Below are 23,644 nucleotides of genomic sequence, written 5' to 3'. Positions count from 1 at the left end.
CCATGGACAACCTCCTCGACCTCTCCGACCGTCTCTACCTCGACGTCCTCGACTTCGCGCACTCCACACCCCACTGGTTCCAGTGGCTCGCCGAAGTCTGGACGGAGCTCGGACTGCTGCTCTTCGGCGCACTGTTCCTGGCCGGGTGGTGGCGCTCGCGGACCGGATCGAGCCAGGCGATGACCCTCGCGCTGCTCGCCCCCCTCGCCACCGCCTTCGGATACGTGGTGAGCGAGGGCCTGAAGTCACTGATCGACGAGGAACGCCCCTGCCGGGCCGTCGCCGGCGCACCCGCCGCGCTCATCGACTGCCCCGCCTACGGCGACTGGTCCTTCCCCAGCAACCACTCCGCCATCGCCGGCGCCGCCGCCGTCGCCCTCGCCCTCTCCTGGCGCGGGATCGTCTGGCTGACCGTGCCCATGGCGATCCTCATGGCCTTCTCCCGCGTCTTCGTCGGCGTCCACTACCCGCACGACGTGACCGCCGGCCTGCTCCTCGGCGGCCTGGTCGCCTTCCTCCTCATGCGGGCCGCGCGCCGGCCGATGACGGCACTGGTGGACACGGCCCGCTCCAGCCGGAGCGCGGCGGTCGTGTGGTGCGCGGGACGGGGGCCCGCGACCCCGGCGCACGCCTCCACGCGCTCCGGGCGCCGTGCGCGGGCGCGCCACGGCGCGTACTGATCACTCCCCGGACGTGCCAGGATCGGGGGTGCCATGACTTCCATCGATGCCCCCGCCTCCCTGCCCCTCGCCGCGTCCCCGCCCGCCGGTGCGGCTCCGTCCGCCGTCCCCCCGGCCGAGCTGCACGGACCGGTCCTCGCCTGGTTCGACCGGCACGCCCGCGACCTGCCCTGGCGCCGCCCCGAGGCCGGTGCCTGGGGCGTCATGGTCAGCGAGTTCATGCTCCAGCAGACCCCCGTCGTCCGGGTGCTCCCCGTGTACGAGCAGTGGCTGGCGCGCTGGCCCCGCCCGGCGGACCTGGCCGCCGAACCGCCCGGCGAGGCCGTCCGCGCCTGGGGCCGGCTCGGCTACCCGCGCCGGGCCCTGCGGCTGCACGCCGCGGCCGTGGCGATAAGGGACCGGCACCGGGGCGACGTGCCGAGCGACCACGGGCAGCTCCTCGCCCTCCCCGGCATCGGCGAGTACACCGCCGCGGCCGTCGCCTCCTTCGCCTACGGGCAGCGGCACGCCGTCCTCGACACCAACGTGCGCCGCGTCCTCGCCCGCGCGGCGAGCGGCGTCCAGTACCCGCCGAACGCGACCACCGCCGCCGAGCGGCGCCTCGCCCGCGCCCTGCTCCCCGAGGACGAGGCCACCGCGGCCCGCTGGGCCGCCGCCTCCATGGAGCTGGGCGCCCTGGTCTGCACGGCGAAGAACGAGGACTGCGGGCGCTGCCCCCTCGCCGACCGCTGCGCCTGGCTGCGCGCCGGCAAGCCGGCCCACGACGGGCCGCCGCGGCGAGGCCAGACCTACGCCGGCACCGACCGCCAGGTCCGCGGCCGGCTGCTCGCCGTGCTCCGCGACTCCCCCGGTCCCGTCCCGCAGTCCGCGCTCGACGCCGTCTGGGACGAGCCGGTGCAGCGCGGCCGGGCCCTGGACGGTCTGGTCTCCGACGGCCTGGTGGAGCCGCTGGACGGCGGACGGTACCGGCTTCCGCTGACCTGAGCCGCCGGGTCCGGCCGCCGCTGTTACACAACCGATGGGTAGCCGTGCGTCCACCGACGGCTGCCCCGCACAGCCTCGTGACAACTGCTCCGTAGCGTCGTCGTCGACACGGAGAACAAGCAGGTCACGGGGATTGTGGAGGCAGCCGGGATGAGCCAGGGCGAGGTGCTCGACTTCGAGGAGTACGTCCGCACGCGGCAGGACGCGCTGCTGCGCAGCGCCCGTCGGCTCGTCCCGGACCCGGTCGACGCGCAGGACCTGCTGCAGACCGCCCTGGTCCGCACGTACGGCCGGTGGGACGGCATCGCCGACAAGTCGCTGGCCGACGCCTACCTCCGCCGCGTCATGATCAACACGCGGACGGAGTGGTGGCGGGCGCGCCGGCTGGAGGAGGTGCCCACCGAGCAGCTTCCGGACGCGAGCGTCGAGGACCCCACCGAGCAGCACGCCGACCGGGCCCTGCTGATGGACATCCTGAAGGTGCTCGCGCCCAAGCAGCGCAGCGTCGTGGTGCTGCGGCACTGGGAGCAGATGAGCACGGAGGAGACCGCGGCCGCCCTGGGCATGTCGACCGGTACCGTGAAGTCGACGCTCCACCGCGCGCTCGCCCGGCTCCGCCAGGAACTGGAGAGCCGCGACCTGGACGCCCTCTCCCTGGGGCGGCCCGTGGAGCGGACCGGTGGACAGCGGTCGGCTGCGGCGGCCGTGCGAGGTGACGAGGGAGGGCGCGAGCGGTGCGCGGCCTAGACGACGGCGAAGTCGGCGACGGCAGATCCGACGGCGGAGTCGGAGCCGGAACCGGTGCGCCCGGCGGTCCCCGCACGGGGGCGCCGCGAACGGCCGGTGCCAAGGCGGCGGGTGTCACGGCGGTGGCCGGACTCGCCGCCCTCGGCCTGTTCGTGGCCGGGTGCTCGACGGGCGGCACGGGTTCGCGCGACGAGGGCGCGGCGCGCGCCGACGCGACCGTCGCCGGTGCCCCCACCCCGCCCCCCGCGGTCGCGGACACCGGCGCGGGCTCGTCGAAGGCGGCCGAGCGGGTGGACCCGGTCGCGCTCCTCAAGGCGGACCCGAAGATCGGCGCGCGGATGAAGGCCGACCTGAAGCCCTGCGCGGCCGACGCGTACCCGGTGGACACCTCGTACGGCAACCTCACGGACGGCGCCGCGCCCGACGTCGTCGTCAACGTGATGACCTGCGGCGACGCGGTCGGCATCGGCACCTACGTGTACCGCAAGCAGTCCGGTGGGGGCGCCGCGGCGAGCACCGCCGGCTACGAGAACGTCTTCATGGCCGAGGACGCGGCGGTCTACGGCACCATCGACCGGGGCGACCTGGTCGTGACGAAGCAGGTGTACGCGGAGGACGACCCGGTCGCCTACCCGTCGGGCGAGGACGTCATCACGTACCGCTGGTCGGGGAACCGGTTCACCCAGCACGACTGGGTGCACAACGACTACAGCCGGGCCGTCGGCGAGGGCGACGGGGTCGGCGAGCTGTCGACCCCCGCGCCCCAGCCGTCCGCGACCGGCTGAGCCACCGCACCGACCGCCCCGCCTCCCACACCGAAGGACCCCCGCACGATGGCCGAGACCCATGTCCTGTTCGTCGAGGACGACGACGTCATCCGTGAGGCCACCCAGCTCGCCCTGGAGCGGGACGGCTTCCGCGTCACCGCGATGCCCGACGGGCTCTCCGGCCTGGACGCCTTCCGCGCCCACCGGCCGGACATCGCGCTGCTGGACGTGATGCTGCCGGGCATGGACGGGGTCAGCCTCTGCCGCCGCATCCGCGACGAGTCGACCGTCCCGGTGATCATGCTGTCGGCGCGGGCCGACTCGATCGACGTCGTCCTCGGTCTGGAGGCCGGCGCGGACGACTACGTGACCAAGCCCTTCGACGGCTCCGTGCTGATGGCCCGCATCCGGGCCGTGCTGCGCCGTTTCGGCCACGCGGCCGGCAGCGGGGCGGGCGAGGCGGAGGAGCGGGCCGGCGACGGCGGGCCGCTCGTCTTCGGCGACGGAGAGCTGGAGGTCGACACCGAGGGCATGGAGGTGCGCCGGGGCGGCGAGCAGGTGGCGCTGACGCCGACCGAGATGCGGCTGCTCCTGGAGTTCTCGTCCGCGCCGAACACCGTGCTCTCCCGCGACAAGCTCCTGGAGCGGGTCTGGGACTACGGCTGGGGCGGCGACACCCGGGTCGTCGACGTGCACGTGCAGCGGCTGCGGGCCAAGATCGGCCAGGACCGGATCGAGACGGTCCGCGGCTTCGGCTACAAGCTCAGGGGCTGATCGGTGAGAGCGCTCCCGCTCCGCACCGGCGTCCGCTGGAAGATCGCCCTGGCCATCGCGGCGGTCGGCGCGCTGATCGCGGTCACGCTCAGCGTGGTCGTGCACAACGCCGCGCGCATCTCGATGCTGGACAACGCGCGCGAGGTGCAGATGGAACGGCTGCTCTTCGCCCAGCGCCTGTACGAGACCTCCAAGCCGAAGGAGCCGCGCTTCGGCGCCAAGCTCAACGACCCGGCGCTGCCGGACCAGCTCGACCAGCTGATGCGCGACCAGCGGCGGGGCACCTACGTGCAGGAGCACCGGCACGGCGGGCCGCCGGACGTGTGGGCGGCGGTGCCGCTGGCCAACGGCGACGTGCTCTCGCTGCACCTCCCCTTCGCCGACCGCAGCGCCACGATCATGAAGGACCTCGACCGGGCGCTGGTCATCGGCTCGGTCTCGGTGGTGTTCGGCGGCTGCGCGCTCGGCATCCTCATCGGCGGGCAGCTCTCCCGGCGGCTGCGGAAGGCCGCGGCGGCGGCCGGGCGGGTCGCCCAGGGCAACGGCGACGTCCGGGTCAGGGACGCCGTCGGCGGGGTCGTACGGGACGAGACCGACGACCTGGCGTGGGCGATCGACGCGCTGACCGACGCCCTGCACGAGCGGATCGAGGCGGAACGGCGGGTCACCGCGGACATCGCGCACGAGCTGCGCACCCCGGTGACCGGGCTGCTCACGGCGGCCGAGCTGCTGCCGCCCGGCCGCCCGACCGAGCTGGTGCGGGACCGGGCGCAGGCGATGCGGACGCTGGTGGAGGACGTCCTGGAGGTGGCCCGGCTCGACGGGGCCTCGGAGCGGGCGGAGCTCCAGGAGATCGCGCTCGGCGAGTTCGTGGACCGGCGGGTGCGGTCGGTGTATCCGGACGCGGAGGTCCGGGTGGTGCACGAGTCGTGGGTGTCGACCGACCCGCGCCGCCTGGAGCGGATCCTCGGCAATCTGCTGGCCAACGCGGCCAAGCACGGCAAGGGCCCGGTGGAGGTCACCGTCGAGGGCCGGGTGGTGCGGGTGCGGGACCACGGTCCCGGCTTCCCCGAGGCGCTGCTGCGCGAGGGCCCGAGCCGCTTCCGTACCGGCACAAGCGACCGCGCGGGGCAGGGCCACGGTCTGGGCCTGACGATCGCGGCCGGTCAGGCGCGGGTCCTCGGCGCCCGGCTGACCTTCCGGAACGTGGCCTCGGAGGCCTCGCCGGAGGGGGTCGGCGGCGCGGTGGCGGTGCTGTGGCTGCCGGACCACGCGCCGACGAACACGGGGAGCTTCCCGATCCTGCGGCCGGCGGAGTAGGCGGGTACGCGCGCGGGGCCCGGTCCCAGGAGGGACCGGGCCCCACGCGCGCGTGGCGGCGGACGGGTGTCAGACCGTCTCCGCGACCTTGGCCGTGCCCTCGTCCGCGGGCTTCTCCGCCTCCGGGCCGGCGCCGCGGAGCGCCACCTCCTTGACGAAGAAGGCGAGGACGAAGCCGAGGACCGCGACCGCCGAGCCGACGAGGAAGGCGGAGTGGGTGCCCGCGGCGACCGCGTGCTGGTAGGCCTCGCGCAGCGCCTCCGGCAGCTTGGCCAGGCTCGCGGCGTCGAGCTGCGCGGTCCGCTCGGTGAGCGCGGAGCCGCCGCGCGCGGCCATCTCGTCCTGGACCCGGCCGGTGAAGAGCGCGCCCATGATGGCGACGCCGAAGGAGGAGCCGAGGGTGCGGAAGAGGGTGGTGGAGCTGGAGGCCACGCCCATGTCCTTCATCTCGACGCTGTTCTGCGCGACGAGCATGGTGATCTGCATGAGGAAGCCCATGCCGGCGCCGAGCAGCGCCATGTGGACCCCGGAGACCAGGCGGGAGGTGCCGGTGTCCATGGTGGAGAGCAGGAAGAGGCCGGCGATCATCAGGGCGCCGCCCGCGATGGGGAAGGCCTTGTACTTGCCGGTGCTGGTGGTGACGCGGCCGACGACCAGCGAGACGACCATCATCGAGAGCAGCATCGGCAGGAGGAGCAGGCCGGAGTTGGTGGCCGAGGCGCCCTGCACGGACTGCTGGAAGATCGGCAGGTAGAGGACCGCGCCGAACATGACGAAGCCGGTGATGAAGCCGATCAGCGACATGAGCGTGAAGTTGCGGCTGCGGAAGATGTGCAGCGGCATGATCGGGTCGTCGGCGCGGGTCTCGACGTACAGGAAGGCCGCGAGGGCGGCGACGCCGCCGGCGGTGAGGCCGACGATGGTGGCCGAGCCCCAGGCGTACTCGGTGCCGCCCCAGGTGGTGACCAGGACGATGGCGGTGATGCCGACGGTCAGCAGTCCGGCGCCGAGGAAGTCGATCCGGGTGCCGGCCGCCCGCCGCTTCCCGGGCAGGTGGAGGACGGCGGTGACCATGGCGAGGGCGACCGCGCCCAGCGGCAGGTTGATGTAGAAGGACCAGCGCCAGCCCCAGTGGTCGGTGATGGTGCCGCCGACCAGCGGGCCGCCGATCATGGCGAGGGCCATCACGCCGGCCATCATGCCCTGGTACTTGCCCCGCTCCCGGGGCGGGATCAGGTCGCCGATGATCGCCATCACACCGACCATGAGGCCGCCCGCGCCGAGGCCCTGGACGGTGCGGAAGCCGATGAGCTGGCCCATGTCCTGGGCCATGCCGCTGAGTGCCGAACCGATCAGGAAGATCACGATCGAGGTGAGGAAGACGCCCTTGCGGCCGTACATGTCGCCGAGCTTGCCCCAGATGGGGGTGGAGGCGGCGGTGGCGAGGGTGTAGGCCGTGACGACCCAGGAGAGGTGCTCCAGGCCGCCGAGCTCCCCGACGATCGTCGGCATCGCGGTACCGATGATCATGTTGTCCAGCATCGCGAGGAGCATCGCGATCATGAGGGCGAGCAGGACGACGCGCACGCTGCGCTGCGGCCCCTGCTCCTCCTCGGTCTGCTTCGGTGGTGCGGTGTCCGTCATCGTCGTCCCTTACTTGCCGCCCGGCTAGTTACTACACTGGGGACGGTAGGCCCGTCACTTGCCGGTCGTCAAGTAAGTTTTGTGGAAAGTGGGAGTGAACAGCCATGGCCCGAGGCAACACCCGCCAGCGCATCCAGGACGTGGCGCTCGACCTGTTCGCCGAACAGGGCTACGAGAAGACCTCGCTCCGGGAGATCGCGGAACGCCTCGACGTCACCAAGGCCGCGCTGTACTACCACTTCAAGACCAAGGAGGACATCCTCGTCGGCATCTTCGAGGACCTCACCCGCCCCATGGACGAGCTGATCGAGTGGGCCCAGGGGCAGCCGCGGACGGTCGGGACCAAGGAGGAGGTGCTCCGCCGCTACCAGGTGGCCCTGCGCGCCGCCGCCCCCCTCTACCGCTTCATGCAGGAGAACCAGGCGACGGTGCGGGAGCTGAGCGTCGGGCTCACCTTCAAGGAGCGCATGCTCGCGGTGACCGAGCTGGTCCAGGAGCCGGACCTCGACACGGTCGACAAGGTCCGCTGCGTGAGCGCGATCTTCACGCTGCACGCGGGCACCTTCTTCATGCAGAACGTCGAGGGCGACCCCGAGGAGAAGCACGAGGCCGTCCTCGAGGTCGCCCTCGATCTGATCGGTCAGGCCCACCGGGGCCGGTAGACCGTCGGGCGTCAGAGAGAGACGCCGTGGGTCCGCAGGAACGCGGCCGGGTTGACGGAGGAGCCGTAGTTCGGGGTCGTACGGATCTCGAAGTGCAGGTGGGGGCCGGAGGAGTTGCCGGTGTTGCCCGAGAGGGCGATCTGCTGGCCGGCGGCGACCTTCTGGCCGATGTGGACCTTGATCTTCGACAGGTGGGCGTACTGCGAGTACGTGCCGTTGGCGTGCTTCACCACGATGGCGTTGCCGTACGCGGGACCGTCGCCGCCGCCGTTCGGGCCGGCCTTCACGACGGTGCCGGCGCCGGCGGCCTTGACCGGGGTGCCGGTCGGGACGGCGAAGTCCTGGCCGGAGTGCTTGTGGGCCCACATGGCGCCGCCCTGGTTGTAGCTGGCGCTGAGGGTGTACGAGGTGACCGGCTTGACCCAGCCCTTCGCCTTCTTCGCGGCGACCGGCTTGGCGGCGGCCTTCTTGGCCGCGGCCTTCACCTGGGCGGCCTTCGCGGCCTTCGCCTTGACGGCCTTGGCCTGGGTCGCCTTCAGGGCGGCGACCTTGGCCTGGGTCTCGGCCTGCGTCTTGACGGCGGCGGCCGCGGTACCGGCGAGCGGGGCGGCCTTGCTCTCGGCGGCGAAGGCAGACCCGGCGCCGGCCACCAGCGACGCTCCCAGACCGGCGGTGGCGAGGGCGACGGCGGTGACGCGGACGGTGGGGTTCATGATGCGCTTCGACATACGGGGGAAGACCTCCGGGCAGAACGGGACCCGACGCGATCGGTGCGTTGCGCCGGGCTGGCCGTTCCTTGGTAACCCGCCACCCAGGTCATCCCAAAACACCCCATCTACGACACCAGGTCGTAGCGATCTCCACCGGAATACACCCCTTGACACCCCCGGACACCCTCCTTGAAATCGGACATATCAACCCAAGCTTCCGGGTTTAACCCCACGTCGACCGGGCCGGGAAAGGCCCGAAAGGCGGCGCGACACCCGATTCGACCCTCTTGGGACGTAGGTCCCGGTGATTGACGACTGAACGTCCCGATTCGCACCCTTTCATCACTACGATCCCGTCTAGTACCCCTCGAAACCCCTGTGCGCCTTGTCACCGGCCCGCCCCTGCCACTGCGACCTGGGTCACGCAACCGGAGCCGTCCGGAGGCCGTCCCGCACTACGCTGGCCGCATCGGGGACCTCTGGGGGGATCAGGCATGGAACCGGCTCTCATCGCCACCCGTCTCGCGACGGCCGCGATCGGCCCGCTGCTGAAGAAACTGCTGGTCAGCGACGTACCAGGGGCCGGGCTCACCGGCCAGGACCCGCCCGTACGGCTCTCCTCCCTGCTCTCCTTCCGCGGCGAGCGGCGCTCCCTCACCGAGAAGGACGTCCGCAGGCTGGCCGCCACCCTGGTGGACCGGACCCGCCGCGGCCCCGGCGAGCCGCCCTTCCCCGCCGACGAGACCGAGGCCGTCACCGACGCCCTCGCCGCCCACCTGCTGGCCCTCGGCGACCTCGACATGGACGACGTCCAGGCCGTCCACCTCGGCCACCGGGCCCTCGCCCGGCGCCTGCGCGCGGCGGCCCCCGCCCCCGACGGACTCTCCTCCGACTCGGTCCTCTACCTGGAGACCGCCACCGAGTGGGCCTGCCGCCACATCCTGGAGTCCTTCACCCGCAGCCCCTCCTTCGTCGCCCGCACCCTCGTCGAGCAGACCCGCGGCCAGGCCGCCCTGGCCGCGAAGCTCGACGCCGTCGCGGCGGCGAACCCGGCCCCGCTCGCCGAGGACGCCGCCTTCGAGCGCCGCTACCTCGCCCACCTGGCCCGCAGGCACGGCCACCTGACGATCTACGGCATCGACCTGCACGACTCCGGCGAGGACTGGCCCCTCGACGTCGCCTACCTGTCCCTGGAGGCGGCGGCCGGGCCCCACCCGGACCACCCCCACCAGGAGTACGTCACCCTCCGCGCCGACCTCGCCCCGGCCGCCCACGAACGGATCCTGCTCCGCGGGCAGGCCGGCTCCGGCAAGTCGACGCTCGTCCAGTGGCTGACCGTCGCCGCCTGCGCCACGCCCCCCGCCGACGGCATGGGGTACCTCCACGGCCGCATCCCCTTCGTGCTCCCCCTGCGCACCCTCACCCGCCACGGCGAACGGCTCCCCGAAGCGGACCGCTTCCTCTCCGCCGCCGACTGCCCGCTCACCCCGCCCGACGGCTGGGCCGACCGCGTCCTCGCCGCCGGCCGGGGCCTCGTCCTCGTCGACGGCATCGACGAGATCCCCGAGGCCGGACGCGGCCGCGCCCGCGACTGGCTGCGCGGGCTGCTCGCCGCGTACGGGGACGGCAACCGCTGGCTCGTGACCTCCCGCCCCACCGCCGTGCGCGACGACTGGCTGGCCCGCGACGGCTTCACCGAGCTGACCCTCTCCCCCATGTCCCCCGCCGAGATGACCACCTTCGTCCGCCGCTGGCACCGCGCGGCGGGCCCCTCGGCCGCGCCGTACGAGCAGCAGCTCCTCGACTCCCTCCGGACCACGGAACACGTCGCCCAGCTGGCGACCAACCCCCTCATGTGCGGTCTGATCTGCGCCCTCCACCGCGACCGCCGCGGCTACCTCCCCCGGGGCCGCAAGCCCCTCTACGAGGCCGCCCTCGCGATGCTCCTCACCCGCCGCGACCGCGAGCGGGGCATGGGCGACCCCTACGGCGTGACGCTGGACGAGGCCCCGCAGATCCAGCTCGTCCAGCGACTGGCGTACTGGCTGACGCTCAACGACCGCCTGGTCATGGACCGCTCCCGCGCACGGGCCCTGGTCACCGAGGCCCTCCCGGCCCTGGGTCTCGCCGACGCCCCGCCGGACCGGATCCTCACCCACCTCCTCCACCGCAGCGGCCTCCTCCGCGAGCCCACCGCCGACACGATCGCCTTCGTCCACCGCACCTTCCAGGACTACCTGGCGGCCAAGGCCCTGGTCGACCACTGGGACATCGGCGTCCTCGTCCGCCACGCGACGGACGACCGCTGGGAGGACGTCGTCCGCATGGCCGTCGGCCACGGCCGCCCGCGCGAGGCGGCGGAGATCCTGCGCGAGCTGCTGGCCGCGGCGGACGCGGCGGAGGACCGCCCGGCCCGGACGAGACTCGTCCTGCTGGCGGCGACGGCCCTCGCCCACGCGACGGAGGTGCCCCCGGAGGTGCGGGAGGAGATCCTGCGGCGCACGGAGGAGGTCGTCCCGCCCCGCACCCCCGACGAGGCCCGGGAGCTGGCCTCGGTGGGCCGGATGGTCCTGGACCTGCTGCCGGGCCCGGAGGGCCTGGACGAGAGCACGGCCCACCTGGTCGTCACGGCGGCCAGCCACATCGTCTCCGACGCGGCCGTCCCCTTCCTGGCCCGCTACGCCGACCACCCCTCGCTCGTGGTGCGGGCCCAGCTCGTCTGGGCCTGGCACCGCTTCGACCCGCGCGCGTACGGGGAGGACGTCATCGCCCGCCTCGACCCCACCGAGCTGCGCTACCAGGCCGCCGACGACGACCGCGCGGCGGAACTGCTGCGGCTGGGGCTGACGCCGGAGAGCCTGGAGATCGGCGGCGCCGTCTCCACCGGCCGAGTGGCGGAGCTGCTGGTCCGGTGCGACCCGCGCGAGCTGGAGCTGCAAGGAGAGGGCACCCGCCTGGACCCCGCCGCGTCCGCCGGACTCACCCGGCTGGAATCCCTGCGGCTCTCCGGGCTCGCGGAGTGGCGGGTCTCCGAGCTCCCCCCACGCGCGCCTCTGGGGAAGCTCCACTCCACTTCCTGGCCCCGGGACGATCTCTCGGGGCTGGCTCGCCACCCCGGTCTGTACGAGCTCCGGCTGCCGGCCGGACATCGGGCGCCGTCCGGTCTCTGGCGCTCCTTGTCCGCTCTGCCCTCGCTTCGCACGCTGACGATCGACATCGGATGGCTGGACGACTTCCCCGAGGGCGTCGTGCTGGCCGGCGTCCAGGGGATGACCTGTGTCGTCCCTCCTGCCTCCGGGGGCTCGCTGGAGCGGCTGGTGAAGGTCTTCCCCGGCCTTCGTCTCCTCGGCCTCAGCCTCTTCCTGTCCGGCCCCTTCGACGTCTCCGCCGCGGCGGAGCTCAGCGATCTGAAGGCGATCAGCGTCGTGGGCGGCGGCCGCCGGGTGGTGGGGGCCGAGCAGCTTTCCGTCCGCGTGCTGTCCGTCCTCTGAGCACGGGAAAAGGGGCGGCCCCGGAACCGTGTCGGTTCCGGGGCCGCCCCTCAGGGCACCGCTACGCGCTCGGCGCGTGCGTCACGCTTCCTTGGAGAGGTTCGGGCCCGTCTCGCCGGCCGCGACCGGAGGCGCGTCGGGCAGGGCCGACTTCTCCTCGCCGCGGAAGGTGAACGTGCGCTCCTCGCCCTCGCCCTCGGTGTCGACGACCACGATGTGGCCGGGACGGAGGTCGCCGAAGAGGATCTTCTCCGAGAGGGTGTCCTCGATCTCGCGCTGGATCGTCCGGCGGAGCGGGCGGGCACCCAGGACCGGGTCGTAGCCCTTCTTCGCCAGGAGCTCCTTCGCCGACTGGGAGAGCTCGATGCCCATGTCCCGGTCCTTGAGGCGCTCGTCCACGCGGCCGATCATCAGGTCGACGATCTGGAGGATGTCGTCCTGGGTCAGCTGCGGGAAGACGATGACGTCGTCCACACGGTTGAGGAACTCGGGGCGGAAGTGCTGCTTCAGCTCCTCGCTGACCTTCGCCTTCATCCGCTCGTAGTTGGACTTCGTGTCGCCCTGGGCGGCGAAGCCCAGGTTGAAGCCCTTCGAGATGTCCCTGGTCCCGAGGTTGGTCGTCATGATGATGACCGTGTTCTTGAAGTCCACGACCCGGCCCTGGGAGTCGGTCAGGCGACCGTCCTCCAGGATCTGGAGCAGGGAATTGAAGATATCGGGGTGGGCCTTCTCGACCTCGTCGAAGAGGACGACGGAGAACGGCTTGCGGCGCACCTTCTCGGTGAGCTGGCCGCCCTCTTCGTAGCCGACGTATCCGGGCGGCGAGCCGAAGAGACGCGAAACCGTGTGCTTCTCGCTGAACTCCGACATGTCGAGGGAGATCATCGCGTCCTCGTCGCCGAAGAGGAATTCGGCGAGGGCCTTCGAAAGCTCGGTCTTACCGACACCGGACGGACCGGCGAAGATGAACGAGCCGCCGGGACGCTTCGGGTCCTTCAGACCGGCCCGCGTGCGCCGGATGGCGCGCGAGAGGCCGATGACGGCGTCCTTCTGGCCGATGACGCGCTTGTGGAGCTCGTCCTCCATGCGGAGCAGGCGCGAGGACTCCTCCTCGGTCAGCTTGAAGACCGGGATGCCGGTGGCGGTCGCGAGGACCTCGGCGATCAGCTCGCCGTCGACCTCGGCGACGACGTCCATGTCGCCGGCCTTCCACTCCTTCTCGCGCTTGGCCTTCGCGGCGAGGAGCTGCTTCTCCTTGTCGCGCAGGGACGCGGCCTTCTCGAAGTCCTGCGAGTCGATCGCGGACTCCTTGTCGCGGCGGACGCCGGCGATCTTCTCGTCGAACTCGCGGAGGTCCGGCGGCGCGGTCATCCGGCGGATGCGCATCCGGGAGCCGGCCTCGTCGATCAGGTCGATCGCCTTGTCCGGGAGGAAGCGGTCCGAGATGTACCGGTCGGCCAGGGTCGCGGCCTGGACGAGGGCCTCGTCGGTGATGGAGACGCGGTGGTGCGCCTCGTAACGGTCGCGCAGACCCTTGAGGATCTCGATGGTGTGCGGCAGCGACGGCTCGGCGACCTGGATGGGCTGGAAGCGGCGCTCGAGCGCGGCGTCCTTCTCCAGGTACTTGCGGTACTCGTCGAGGGTGGTGGCACCGATGGTCTGGAGCTCACCGCGGGCCAGCATCGGCTTGAGGATGCTGGCGGCGTCGATCGCGCCCTCGGCGGCGCCCGCACCCACGAGGGTGTGGAGCTCGTCGATGAACAGGATGATGTCGCCGCGGGTGCGGATCTCCTTGAGGACCTTCTTCAGGCGCTCCTCGAAGTCACCGCGGTAGCGGGAGCCGGCGACCAGCGCGCCGAGGTCCAGGGTGTAGAGGTGCTTGTCCTTGAGGGTCTCGGGCACCTCGCCCTTGACGATGGCCTGCGCCAGGCCCTCGACGACGGCGGTCTTGCCGACGCCGGGCTCGCCGATGAGGACCGGGTTGTTCTTGGTGCGGCGGGACAGCACCTGCATGACCCGCTCGATCTCCTTCTCGCGCCCGATGACCGGGTCGAGCTTGGACTCGCGGGCCGCCTGGGTGAGGTTGCGGCCGAACTGGTCGAGGACCAGGGACGTCGAGGGGGTGCCCTCGGCAGGGCCGCCGGCGGTGGCGGCTTCCTTGCCCTGGTAACCGGAGAGCAGCTGGATGACCTGCTGCCGGACCCGGTTCAGATCGGCGCCCAGCTTCACGAGGACCTGGGCGGCGACGCCCTCGCCCTCGCGGATCAGGCCGAGCAGGATGTGCTCGGTGCCGATGTAGTTGTGGCCGAGCTGGAGGGCCTCGCGGAGCGAGAGCTCCAGGACCTTCTTGGCACGAGGGGTGAAGGGGATGTGGCCGGACGGGGCCTGCTGGCCCTGGCCGATGATCTCCTCCACCTGCTGGCGGACCGCCTCGAGCGAAATCCCGAGGCTCTCCAGGGCCTTAGCGGCGACACCCTCACCCTCGTGGATAAGGCCCAGAAGGATGTGCTCGGTGCCGATGTAGTTGTGGTTGAGCATCCGGGCTTCTTCCTGAGCCAGGACGACAACCCGCCGCGCGCGGTCGGTGAACCTCTCGAACATCGTTAATCGCTCCTCAGAGCGGTCAGTCAGTTAGGGGTCGATCCCCTCCCTGTCCTTCCGCAGCTTAGTCCCGCAAGCGGGGACCGCTCATTCCAACTGCCGACATCCGTCCGGATCACCCCCATGTCCTTGGGGTGGGCCGCTGCCGAACAGCCGACAAATGCTCCAACTCGATGGTGCGAGACGATGTTCCCGCAGGCCAAGTAGTTACCCCCGCCTTGAGTACGCCGATGGCGAACGTGAGACGGCCCGGCCGGACGAGTCACCCCTCTCCACTAGGAATGTCTTACCCGCAGGGTCGGACACTCCATGCGGCACACCCGGGTTCCCTCCGCTACCAGCGAACAGAGTTGCGCCGTCGAATGCACTCGTACGCCCCATTACCGGACACCTCGGGTCCCCGGACCGGAACGTTACGTCACCGGTGGCGCCGGGAGCCGTAACCTACGCGGCCCCCCGGGAGTTCCCCCGGCATGCCCTTCGCCGTCCCGTCTCCCCGCTCGCCGCTCGACGGCGACCGGGCGCTCGCGCTCTGGTACGAGCGGGAGCTCGGGTGGGCGACGGTGCCGGGCCCGCCGGTGCAGCTGGTGACGGGACTCCGCTTCGACGTGCTGGAGCTGCCCGCGGCGGCCGGCCGGGGGGTGCTGCGCCGGGTGGGCGCCGCCACGGGGCCGGTGGCGCTGATGGGGCGCCGCATGCGGCTCCTGGTGGCCGCGGGGAGCGCGGAGGAGCTTCCCGGGCTGCTGGAGTGGCTGGAGTGGGGCGGAATCTCACTCGATCTCGCGGCACTGGGCGCCGACGGCCGGATGACCGCTCCCCCGCCTCCCGGGCGGGGCGGATCCGGCGCGCCGGGCGCCGCCGTGTGGCTGCGGGCCCCCGAGCCGGGGCGCGAGGTGGAGTCCTCGCTGCCGGCGTCGAGGTCCGGGCCCTGGGGCCGTGCGGAGGCCCCGTGCCTGACGCGCCTGGTCGCCGCCGCCGCGGTGGAGTGCCATCGGCTGCGACTGCTGGGCGTGCGCGCCGTCGGATCGGCTGCCCAGCGGGGGACGCCTCAGCGGTTCGCGTCCTCGTAGGCCGCCTTGACGTGGGCGGGAACGCGGCCGCGGTCGTTGACCTCCATGCCGTTCTCCTTGGCCCAGGCGCGGATCTTCGCCGTGTCCTGGCCGCTGCCGGAGGCGGCGACGCGGCCCTTGCCGCGGCCCGTGGTGGTGCGACCGCCGGTGCGGCGCCCGTTCGCGGTGTACGGCTCGAGCAGGCCACGGAGCTTTTCCGCGTTGGCGGTGGTGAGGTCGATCTCGTAGGTCTTGCCGTCCAGCGCGAACGTCACGGTCTCGTCCGCCTCGACGCCGTCGAGGTCGTCGACAAGAAGGACCTGAACCTTCTGTGCCACCGGATTTCCTTTCATCGAAAATGCAGTACGCGGAAAGGAAACCGCTTTTCCCGGAAAAACACAAACCCCTGGCAGAGGTTCAGAACCTCGACAACGCGGGAAACGTGCGCGATTCGGACATAGGGTTCCACCGGTCTTCCCCCGGCTTCCCCTCCGGCTTCCGCCGGGCTTCCCGCCCGGCTTCCGTCCGGCTTCCGCTCAGAGGTGCAGAAGCATCCGGCTGTTGCCCAAGGTGTTCGGCTTCACTCGTTCGAGACCGAGGAACTCGGCGACACCCTCGTCATAGGAACGGAGGAGCTCGCTGTAGACATCTCCGTCGACCGGGGTCTCACCGATCTCGACGAAGCCGTGCTTCGCGAAGAAGTCGACTTCGAAGGTGAGACAGAAAACCCGGCGGACACCGAGCCAGCGTGCGGTGTGCAACAACTTGGCGAGCAGCTGATGACCGACGCCGGCGCCCTTGAACTCGGGATCGACGGCGAGTGTGCGGACTTCCGCGAGGTCTTCCCACATGACGTGCAGGGCGCCGACTCCGACGACCTCGGCGTCCTCGTCGCGTTCCGCGACCCAGAACTCCTGGATGTGCTCGTAAAACGTCACGGTCGCCTTGTCGAGCAGGATCCCGCGGCGCACGTACGGGTCGACCAGGCGCCGGACGGCGGCCACGTCGGAGGTGCGGGCGCGGCGGACCGTGATGGCTTTCGACATGAGGGGGACGGTACCGCTAGGAGGCGGCGGGTTCCCCTCCGCCCTCCTCCGGCACGGCGGGGATCGGGTTGTCGCGCTGGACGATGCGGATGGCGTCGTTGAGGGACTCGCGCTGTTCCGGCGACATCATCCCGAAGAAGGCGACCAGGGCGGCCGCGGGGTTGTCGCTCTGCCCCCAGGCTTCGTTCATCAGTGCGGCCGAGTAGGCGGCACGGGTGGAGACCGCCGTATATCGATAGGCGCGGCCTTCGACTTCCCGGCGCACCCAGCCCTTCTGATGGAGATTGTCCAGGACGGTCATGACGGTGGTGTAGGCGATGGAGCGTTCCTGCTGGAGGTCTTCCAGGACTTCCCGGACGGTCACCGGCCGGTTCCATTGCCAGATGCGCGTCATGACGGCGTCTTCGAGTTCTCCCAAGGGGCGGGGCACAGGCTCACCCTAGTGGGAGATACCGGGAATACCAGTCATTGATCCCCGAGCGCGGCCGTGACACGACAAAAGGGGCGCATGACCGCGACCGGTCGTGCGCCCCTCGGGGCCTCGCGTCCTCCGGGACCTACGCGGCGTCGCGGTCCGGCCGGCGGGCGGCCTCCGCGCGGGCGAGGGCCGCGTCGACCGCCGCGTCCTCCTTGGCCTTGTTGGGGCCGCCCTGGGTCTTGACGATCACGACGATGAGGGCGATGAAGAACGCAGCCATCACGACGGGGGGCAAAAGCGCGGATACGTAGTCCATGGCGACCAGAGTAGCTAGCCCGCGGCCCGCTCCTCGGGCGGGGGCGGCGGGACGGGACGGCGGCGCGGCGGGAAGACCTCGGAGGGCTTGGGCACCGGGCGCTCGGCGGGGACCGGGCCGGGCGGCTTGGGGCGGGGCTCCTCGGCGGCGCGCCCGCCGGGCAGGGCGAGCAGCCGGGCCCGCGAGGCGGGGGCCGGGGCGGCGCTCGCGGTGGCCTGGGAGACGCGGGCGAGGCGGGCGCGCACGGAGCGCTCGGCGAGGACCTGGCAGCGGGCGAGCAGCCGGGCCGCGGCGGGGTTGCCGCGCAGGGCGCGCAGGGCGGCGAGGTCGTCGGCCCCGGGGTCGTACCCGCCGAGCAGGGCGCCCTCCAGGAGGTCCAGGTAGCCGGGGAGCGAGCCGGGGAGGGCCTCGCGGTAGCGGGCGAGGTCGTCGAGGAGGAAGGCGCGCAACCGGGTGGCCTCGCGCACGGCCTCGTCCACGGATTCGGTCAGGCGGAGGACGTCGTGGACGTCCCCCTCCGGGAGGGGGGCGGGGTGGAGGGCGTTGGCGAGGGCACGGCGGAGCACACGCAGCTCGTCCGCGCTGAACGCCATGCCGCCGCGGGATCCGTATGGCGTGGGCATGGGCCGACGATACGCGCTAATCGGACAAATTTCGCTTAGCGATCATTCGGCGCGTCGGCCCCGGACCCCCGCCACCTGCGGATTCCCTCCCCCGCGCGAAGGCGGGTCGTCGCGGGTGCGATCACCCGCGACGACGGGGCGCCCGGGGGCGTCACATGCGGGAGACGTTCCGCTCGTAGACCAGGCGCAGGCCGATCAGGGTCAGCCACGGCTCGTGGCGGTCGATCTCCGCCGAGTCCCGCAGGACCATCGGCGCGAGACCGCCGGTGGCGATCACCGTGACGTCGGAGGGGTCGCCCTTCGGACCGACCAGCTCGCGCTTCATGCGGGCGACGACGCCGTCGACCTGGCCCGCGTAGCCGAAGACGATGCCGGACTGCATCGCCTCGACCGTGTTCTTCCCGATCACCCCGCGCGGCCGGACCAGCTCGATCTTGCGGAGCATCGCGCCCTTCACGCCCAGCGCCTCGACCGAGATCTCGATGCCGGGGGCGATCGCGCCGCCCGCGTACTCCCCGCGCGCGGTGACCGCGTCGTACGTGGTCGCCGTGCCGAAGTCGACGACGATCGCCGGACCGCCGTAGAGCTCGACCGCCGCGACCGCGTTGATGATGCGGTCCGCCCCGACCTCCTTGGGGTTGTCGGTGAGGATCGGCACGCCCGTCTTCACCCCGGGCTCCACGAGAACGGCGGGCACGTCCCCGTAGTAGCGGCGGGTCACCTCGCGCAGCTCGTGCAGGACCGAGGGGACCGTGGCGCAGATCGCGATCCCCTCGATGCCGTCGCTCAGCTCGGCGCCGAGCAGCGGGTGCATGCCCATCAGGCCCTGGAGCAGGACCGCCATCTCGTCGGCGGTCCTGCTGGGATCCGTGGAGATCCGCCAGTGCTCGACGATCTCCTCGCCGTCGAAGAGCCCGAGGACCGTGTGCGTGTTGCCGACGTCGATGGTGAGCAGCATCAGCCGCGCACCTCGCGCAGGTCGAGGCCGACGTCCAGGATCGGGGAGGAGTGCGTGAGACCGCCGACCGCCAGGTAGTCCACCCCGGTCGCCGCGTAGGCGGCGGCGTTCTCCAGCGTCAGCCGGCCGGAGGACTCCAGGACCGCGCGGCCGGCGACCAGGGCCACGGCCTCCTCGGTCTCGCCCGGGGTGAAGTTGTCCAGCAGGATCAGGTCGGCGCCCGCGTCCAGCACCTCGCGGACCTGGTGCATGGTGTCGACCTCGACCTCGATCGGCACCTCGGGGAAGGCCTCGCGGACGGCCTTGAAGGCCTCGGCGACCCCGCCGGCCGCCACCACGTGGTTGTCCTTCACCAGCGCGGCGTCCGAGAGCGACATCCGGTGGTTGACGCCGCCGCCGCAGCGGACCGCGTACTTCTCCAGGGCGCGCAGGCCCGGCGTCGTCTTGCGGGTGTCGCGGACCTTGGCCGCGGTGCCCTCCAGGGCGTCCGCCCACGCGCGCGTGGCGGTGGCGATGCCGGAGAGGCGGCACAGGATGTTCAGCGCGCTGCGCTCGCCGGTCAGCAGGTCGCGGGTGCGGGCGGTGACGCTGAGGAGCAGGTCGCCCGGCTCGACGCGCTCGCCGTCCTCGCGGTGCCGCTCGACCTCGAACTCCTCGGTGCAGACGATCGACAGGACCGCCTCCGCCACCCGCAGGCCGGCGACCACACCGGCCTCGCGGGCCACGAAGTCGGCCGTCGCGACGGCGTCCTCGGGGACGGTCGCCACGGTCGTCACGTCCACGCCGCCGTCGAGGTCCTCGGCGATCGCCAGGTGGGCGATGTCCTCGACCTGGACGGGGTCGAGGCCGGCGTCGGCGAGCAGCTGGGCGAGCGCGGGGTCGAGCCCGCACTCGTACTCCTCCTCGCCGCCGCAGCCGCAGCCGTCGCCGCAGCCGCCGGACTCCTCGTAGGAGCTGATCTGGATGAGAGGGACGTCCACGGGCTCGGGACGGGCTTCCTCGGGCGTGCTCACGGCTGCGGCTCCCTGGGGGCTTCGGGGGTTACGGGCGGAAAGTCCGCGGTCTCGGTGGTGCGCACCACCGGCCGGCGGTCGGGCGTGAGGCGGACGACCAGGTGGCGGCGCCACCGCTCGTCGTCCCGGTCCGGACGGTCCTCGCGCCAGTGGCAGCCGCGGGTCTCCTCGCGCGCCAGGGCGGCCGCGGCCAGGACCCTGGCCACGCACAGCAGGTTGGTGGTCTCCCAGGAGTCGACGCCCGGCTCCGCGGCCTTGCGCTCCTCCTCGGCGTCCTGCCGGAGGGCCTCCAGGGCGTCGGCGGCGGCCGTCAGGGAGGCGGCCGAGCGCAGCACGCCCGCGTCCCGGGTCATGATCCGCTGGATCTCCCGGCGGACCTCGGGCGCGAGCAGCGTCAGCACCGTCTGGCCGGGCTCGGTCCGCGGCACGCCCTCGCGGTGCGGGCCGTGCTCGGCGATGTCCGCGGCGATCCGCTCGGCGAAGACCAGGCCCTCCAGGAGGGAGTTCGAGGCGAGGCGGTTGGCGCCGTGCACGCCCGTGCAGGCGACCTCGCCGCAGGCGTACAGGCCGGGGACCGTGGTGCGGCCGTGCAGGTCGGTGCGGACGCCGCCGGAGGCGTAGTGGGCGGCCGGGGCGACCGGGATCGGGTCGGTGACCGGGTCGATGCCGTGCGCCCGGCAGGCGGCCAGGATCGTCGGGAAGCGCTGCTCCCACATCTCGGCGCCGAAGTGCCGGGCGTCGAGGTACATGTGCTCGGCCCCCCGCTCCTGCATGCGGCGGGTGATCGCCTTGGCGACGATGTCCCGGGGCGCCAGCTCGGCCAGCTCGTGCTGCCCGAGCATGAAGCGGACGCCGTCCGCGTCGACCAGGTGGGCGCCCTCGCCGCGTACCGCCTCGGAGACCAGCGGCTGCTGGCCCTCGGCGCCGGCGCCGAGGAAGAGCACGGTCGGGTGGAACTGCACGAACTCCAGGTCGGAGACCTCGGCGCCGGCGCGGAGCGCGAGGGCGACGCCGTCGCCGGTGGAGACGGACGGGTTGGTGGTAGCGGAGTAGACCTGCCCCATGCCGCCGGTGGCGAGGACCACGGCGGGGGCGCGGACGGCGCCGACGCCGTCGTGCTGGCCCTCGCCCATGACGTGCAGGGTGACGCCGGCCGTGCGGCCCTCGGCGTCCTTCAGGAGGTCGAGGACGAGCGCGTGCTCGATGGTGTGGACGCCCCGCTCGCGGATGGCCTCGACCAGGGCCCGGGAGATCTCCGCGCCGGTGGCGTCGCCGCCCGCGTGGGCGATCCGGCGGCGGTGGTGGCCGCCCTCGCGGGTGAGGGCGATCTCGCCGTCGTCGGTGCGGTCGAAGTCGGCGCCGGTGGCCATGAGCCGGCGGACGGCGTCCGGGCCCTCGGTGACGAGGAGGCGGACGGACGGCTCGTCGCACAGCCCGGCGCCGGCGACGAGGGTGTCGTCCAGGTGCTGGCCGGGGGTGTCGCCCTCGCCGAGCGCGGCGGCGATGCCGCCCTGGGCCCAGCGGGTGGAGCCGTCGTCCAGGTTGGCCTTGGTGACGACGACCGTACGGAGCCCGGCGGCGGTGCAGCGCAGGGCGGCCGTCAGTCCGGCGACGCCGGAGCCGACCACGACGACGTCGGCGTCGATGTCCCAGCCCGGCGCGGGGGCGTGCAGCCGTATTCCGGTCACGTGGCGGCTCCCTGGGTGGCTCCGAAGGTCAGCGGGATGTTGTCGATGAGGCGGGTGGTGCCCACGCGCGCGGCGAGCGCGAGGATCGCCTCGCCCCGGTGGGCGTCCTCGACCTCGGTGAAGTCGGCCGGGTCGATCAGGGCCAGGTAGTCGAGGACCAGCGGCGGCTCGGCCTTCGCCGCCTCGTCCAGGACCGCCCGCGCCGCAGCCCGGACGGCCTCGGCGCCCCCGCCCTCGACGGCCTGCGCGACCGCGTGGGCGTCGGCGGCGGCCCGGGCCTCGCCGAGCCGGGAGAGCTCCTCGGCGCGGCTCCCGGCCCGCCCCTGGGCGGCGGGCAGCGCGCGGGCGCGCGCGTGCAGCGCCTCCTGCGCGGCGAGCCGCTCGCGGGCCGCGAACAGGGCCCTCGACAGGGCGAGGGCGGTGTGCCGCTCCGGCGCCGAGAGGTAGCGGTTGCGGCTCGACAGGGCGAGGCCGTCGGTCTCGCGGACGGTCGGGACGCCGACGATCTCGACCGGGAAGTTCAGGTCCTGTGCCATGCGGCGGATGACGGCCAGCTGCTGGGCGTCCTTCTGCCCGAAGAAGGCCAGGTCGGGGCGGGTCAGGTGGAGCAGCTTGGCGACGACGGTGAGGACGCCGTCGAAGTGCCCGGGCCGGGAGGCGCCCTCCAGCCGGTCGCCCATGGGGCCGGCGGTGATCCGGACCTGGGGCTGCCCGCCGGGGTAGACCTCGTCGACGGAGGGGGCGAAGACGGCGTCGGCGCCGGCGGCGGAGGCCAGCTCCACGTCGGCGTCGAGGGTGCGCGGGTAACGGTCCAGGTCCTCGCCGGCGCCGAACTGGAGCGGGTTGACGAAGACGGTGACGACGACGGAGCCGTGCGCGCCGGCCCGCGCGCGGGCGGCCCTGATCAGGGTGGCGTGGCCCTCGTGGAGGGCGCCCATGGTCATCACGACGGCGTTGGTGCCCGGCTCGCCGCCGAAGCGGGACCGCGCCCGCTCCAGCTCCGCGCGCGTGGAGACGAGCTCCGCCGGCGCGCGGCGGCCGGGGTTCGTCGGGGCGGACGGGCTCATCGGTCGTCTCCTCGCGGCCCGTCGGCGGGGCCGGTCGTGTCGGCGGCGGGGTCGGCGGCGAGGACGCCCAGCAGGTCCTGGGCCAGCTCCGGCTTGAGCAGGCCGTGGGCGAGCGCCCGGTCGGCGGTGGTGCGGGCCATCGCCAGGTAGCCGGCGACGGTGCCGGGCGCGTGCTTGCGCAGCTCGGCCACGTGGGCGGCGACCGTGCCGGCGTCGCCGCGGGCGACGGGGCCGGTCAGGGCCGCGTCACCGGACCGCAGCGCGTTGTCGAGGGCGGCGCCCAGGAGGGGGCCGAGCATCCGGTCGGGGGCGGCGACGCCGGCCGTGCGGAGCAGCTCCATCGACTGGGCCACCAGGGTGACCAGGTGGTTCGCGCCGAGGGCGAGGGCCGCGTGGTAGAGCGGCCGGGCCTCCTCGGCGATCCACTCGGGCTCCCCGCCCATCTCGATGACCAGGGCCTCGGCGGCGAGCCGCAGCTCCTCCGGCGCGGTCACCCCGAAGGAGCAGCCGGCCAGCCGCTGCACGTCGACGGCGGTGCCGGTGAAGGTCATCGCCGGGTGGAGGGCCAGCGGGAGCGCGCCCGCGCGGCGGGCCGGGTCCAGGACCCGGGCGCCGTACCGCCCCGAGGTGTGGACGATCAGCTGTCCGGGGCGGACGGCGCCGGTCCCGGCGAGGCCCTCGACGAGGCCCGGCAGGGCGTCGTCCGGGACGGTGAGCAGGACGAGGTCGGCGAGGGCCAGCACGCGCGCGGGCTCCACGACCGGCACGTCCGGCAGCAGCTCGGCGGCCCGGCGCCGGGAGGCGTCGGAGACCGCGGAGACGGCGACGGGGCGGTGCCCGGCGAGCTGGAGGGAGGCGGCGAGGGCGGGGCCCACGCGGCCGGCGCCGACGACTCCGACGGTGAGCCGGGCGGGTCGGTCCTCGGCCCGGGGCTCTGGCGCTGCTGGTGCGTTCACGGTGGGTACGGCCTTCCGTTCCAGTCCTCGGCGGGTACCGGACGATTTCTGGTCATGCTACGCCAGCGTTTCGTCCCTCCCCCTGGCTGTCCACAGGCCGCGGGCGGCGGTGCGGGTGACGGTGTGATGA

Annotated in this window: 22 protein-coding genes; 9 read left to right on the top strand and 13 right to left on the bottom strand. The window is 73.0% G+C overall.

The features are described 5' to 3' along the window. The first annotated feature begins 2 nt into the window (after positions 1 to 2). The 6 genes from IE287_RS13390 to cseC all read left to right on the top strand — a co-directional run bounded on the left by IE287_RS13390 (position 3) and on the right by cseC (position 5,272). Positions 3 to 680, top strand: coding sequence for a phosphatase PAP2 family protein (locus tag IE287_RS13390; protein ID WP_189849207.1), 678 nt, complete (start codon positions 3 to 5; stop codon positions 678 to 680). A 33-nt stretch (positions 681 to 713) separates the two neighbouring features. After that, positions 714 to 1,664 (top strand): iron-sulfur binding domain-containing protein, encoded by a 951-nt coding sequence (locus IE287_RS13385; protein WP_189849206.1) that lies wholly within the window; start codon positions 714 to 716, stop codon positions 1,662 to 1,664. Between the two features lie 150 nt (positions 1,665 to 1,814). Continuing rightward, positions 1,815 to 2,411 carry a SigE family RNA polymerase sigma factor gene (locus tag IE287_RS13380; RefSeq protein ID WP_189849205.1) on the top strand — a complete coding sequence of 199 codons (597 nt, stop codon included), beginning with the start codon at positions 1,815 to 1,817 and terminating at the stop codon, positions 2,409 to 2,411. Continuing rightward, a complete protein-coding gene (locus IE287_RS13375; protein ID WP_373307844.1) occupies positions 2,399 to 3,196 on the top strand; it encodes a hypothetical protein in 798 nt (265 codons plus the stop codon). Before IE287_RS13380 ends, IE287_RS13375 begins: the two co-directional genes overlap by 13 nt. Positions 3,197 to 3,244: 48 nt before the next feature. After that, positions 3,245 to 3,952 (top strand): two-component system response regulator CseB, encoded by a 708-nt coding sequence (gene cseB, locus IE287_RS13370; protein WP_189849203.1) that lies wholly within the window; start codon positions 3,245 to 3,247, stop codon positions 3,950 to 3,952. Between the two features lie 3 nt (positions 3,953 to 3,955). Beyond that, complete coding sequence (gene cseC / locus IE287_RS13365; protein ID WP_189849202.1) at positions 3,956 to 5,272, top strand: two-component system sensor histidine kinase CseC; 1,317 nt, start codon at positions 3,956 to 3,958, stop codon at positions 5,270 to 5,272. Between the two features lie 69 nt (positions 5,273 to 5,341). Here the strand turns inward: cseC and IE287_RS13360 are convergent, their stop codons facing one another. Continuing rightward, a complete protein-coding gene (locus IE287_RS13360; RefSeq protein ID WP_189849201.1) occupies positions 5,342 to 6,916 on the bottom strand; it encodes an MDR family MFS transporter in 1,575 nt (524 codons plus the stop codon). Between the two features lie 104 nt (positions 6,917 to 7,020). On the opposite strand from IE287_RS13360, the gene IE287_RS13355 reads away from it, so the two are divergent. Beyond that, complete coding sequence (locus tag IE287_RS13355; protein ID WP_189849200.1) at positions 7,021 to 7,578, top strand: TetR/AcrR family transcriptional regulator; 558 nt, start codon at positions 7,021 to 7,023, stop codon at positions 7,576 to 7,578. An 11-nt stretch (positions 7,579 to 7,589) separates the two neighbouring features. Here IE287_RS13355 and IE287_RS13350 read toward each other — a convergent pair whose 3' ends face one another. Further along, on the bottom strand, positions 7,590 to 8,306 hold the full coding sequence (locus tag IE287_RS13350) for a M23 family metallopeptidase (RefSeq protein WP_189849199.1): 717 nt from the start codon (positions 8,304 to 8,306) through the stop codon (positions 7,590 to 7,592). Positions 8,307 to 8,782: 476 nt separating this feature from the next. Here IE287_RS13350 and IE287_RS13345 point away from each other — a divergent pair, with 476 nt between their 5' ends. After that, positions 8,783 to 11,779: an NACHT N-terminal Helical domain 1-containing protein gene (locus IE287_RS13345; protein ID WP_189849198.1), complete on the top strand. Its 2,997-nt coding sequence runs from the start codon at positions 8,783 to 8,785 to the stop codon at positions 11,777 to 11,779. A gap of 81 nt (positions 11,780 to 11,860) precedes the next feature. Here IE287_RS13345 and IE287_RS13340 read toward each other — a convergent pair whose 3' ends face one another. Further along, the gene (locus IE287_RS13340; protein WP_189849197.1) at positions 11,861 to 14,380 is read right to left on the bottom strand and encodes an ATP-dependent Clp protease ATP-binding subunit; all 2,520 of its coding nucleotides are present in this window, start codon (positions 14,378 to 14,380) and stop codon (positions 11,861 to 11,863) included. A 473-nt stretch (positions 14,381 to 14,853) separates the two neighbouring features. Between IE287_RS13340 and IE287_RS13335 the strand changes: the two genes are divergently transcribed. After that, a complete protein-coding gene (locus IE287_RS13335) occupies positions 14,854 to 15,450 on the top strand; it encodes an SCO3374 family protein (RefSeq protein ID WP_189849196.1) in 597 nt (198 codons plus the stop codon). Here the strand turns inward: IE287_RS13335 and IE287_RS13330 are convergent. The 10 genes from IE287_RS13330 to IE287_RS13285 form a co-directional block, all read right to left on the bottom strand. After that, positions 15,429 to 15,767, bottom strand: coding sequence for a histone-like nucleoid-structuring protein Lsr2 (locus IE287_RS13330; RefSeq protein WP_189849195.1), 339 nt, complete (start codon positions 15,765 to 15,767; stop codon positions 15,429 to 15,431). The two genes, IE287_RS13335 and IE287_RS13330, sit on opposite strands and share 22 nt — an antisense overlap. 198 nt (positions 15,768 to 15,965) lie before the next feature. Beyond that, entirely contained in the window at positions 15,966 to 16,475 is a 510-nt protein-coding gene (locus IE287_RS13325) for an amino-acid N-acetyltransferase (RefSeq protein WP_189849194.1), read from the bottom strand. A 16-nt stretch (positions 16,476 to 16,491) separates the two neighbouring features. Further along, positions 16,492 to 16,905 (bottom strand): BlaI/MecI/CopY family transcriptional regulator, encoded by a 414-nt coding sequence (locus IE287_RS13320; protein ID WP_189849193.1) that lies wholly within the window; start codon positions 16,903 to 16,905, stop codon positions 16,492 to 16,494. A gap of 127 nt (positions 16,906 to 17,032) precedes the next feature. After that, positions 17,033 to 17,209, bottom strand: a complete 177-nt coding sequence (locus IE287_RS13315; RefSeq protein ID WP_189849192.1) for a hypothetical protein — start codon at positions 17,207 to 17,209, stop codon at positions 17,033 to 17,035. 14 nt (positions 17,210 to 17,223) lie between these two features. Beyond that, a complete protein-coding gene (locus IE287_RS13310) occupies positions 17,224 to 17,802 on the bottom strand; it encodes a hypothetical protein (RefSeq protein WP_189849254.1) in 579 nt (192 codons plus the stop codon). A gap of 181 nt (positions 17,803 to 17,983) precedes the next feature. Beyond that, positions 17,984 to 18,790, bottom strand: coding sequence for a type III pantothenate kinase (locus IE287_RS13305; protein ID WP_189849191.1), 807 nt, complete (start codon positions 18,788 to 18,790; stop codon positions 17,984 to 17,986). Next, positions 18,790 to 19,803: a carboxylating nicotinate-nucleotide diphosphorylase gene (gene nadC, locus IE287_RS13300; protein ID WP_189849190.1), complete on the bottom strand. Its 1,014-nt coding sequence runs from the start codon at positions 19,801 to 19,803 to the stop codon at positions 18,790 to 18,792. Before nadC ends, IE287_RS13305 begins: the two co-directional genes overlap by 1 nt. Further along, a complete protein-coding gene (locus tag IE287_RS13295) occupies positions 19,800 to 21,491 on the bottom strand; it encodes an L-aspartate oxidase (protein WP_189849189.1) in 1,692 nt (563 codons plus the stop codon). The genes nadC and IE287_RS13295 overlap by 4 nt, the downstream gene beginning before the upstream one ends. Next, positions 21,488 to 22,558, bottom strand: coding sequence for a pantoate--beta-alanine ligase (gene panC, locus IE287_RS13290; RefSeq protein WP_189849188.1), 1,071 nt, complete (start codon positions 22,556 to 22,558; stop codon positions 21,488 to 21,490). Before panC ends, IE287_RS13295 begins: the two co-directional genes overlap by 4 nt. Continuing rightward, a complete protein-coding gene (locus IE287_RS13285; protein ID WP_189849187.1) occupies positions 22,555 to 23,514 on the bottom strand; it encodes a Rossmann-like and DUF2520 domain-containing protein in 960 nt (319 codons plus the stop codon). The genes panC and IE287_RS13285 overlap by 4 nt, the downstream gene beginning before the upstream one ends. Positions 23,515 to 23,644 lie beyond the last annotated feature (130 nt).

Origin of the sequence: Streptomyces omiyaensis, assembly GCF_014650895.1 — a bacterium.
Lineage (GTDB): Bacteria > Actinomycetota > Actinomycetes > Streptomycetales > Streptomycetaceae > Streptomyces > Streptomyces omiyaensis.
Note: the sequence above shows the minus strand (reverse complement) of the source record. Positions and strands in the feature narration are given on the sequence as shown.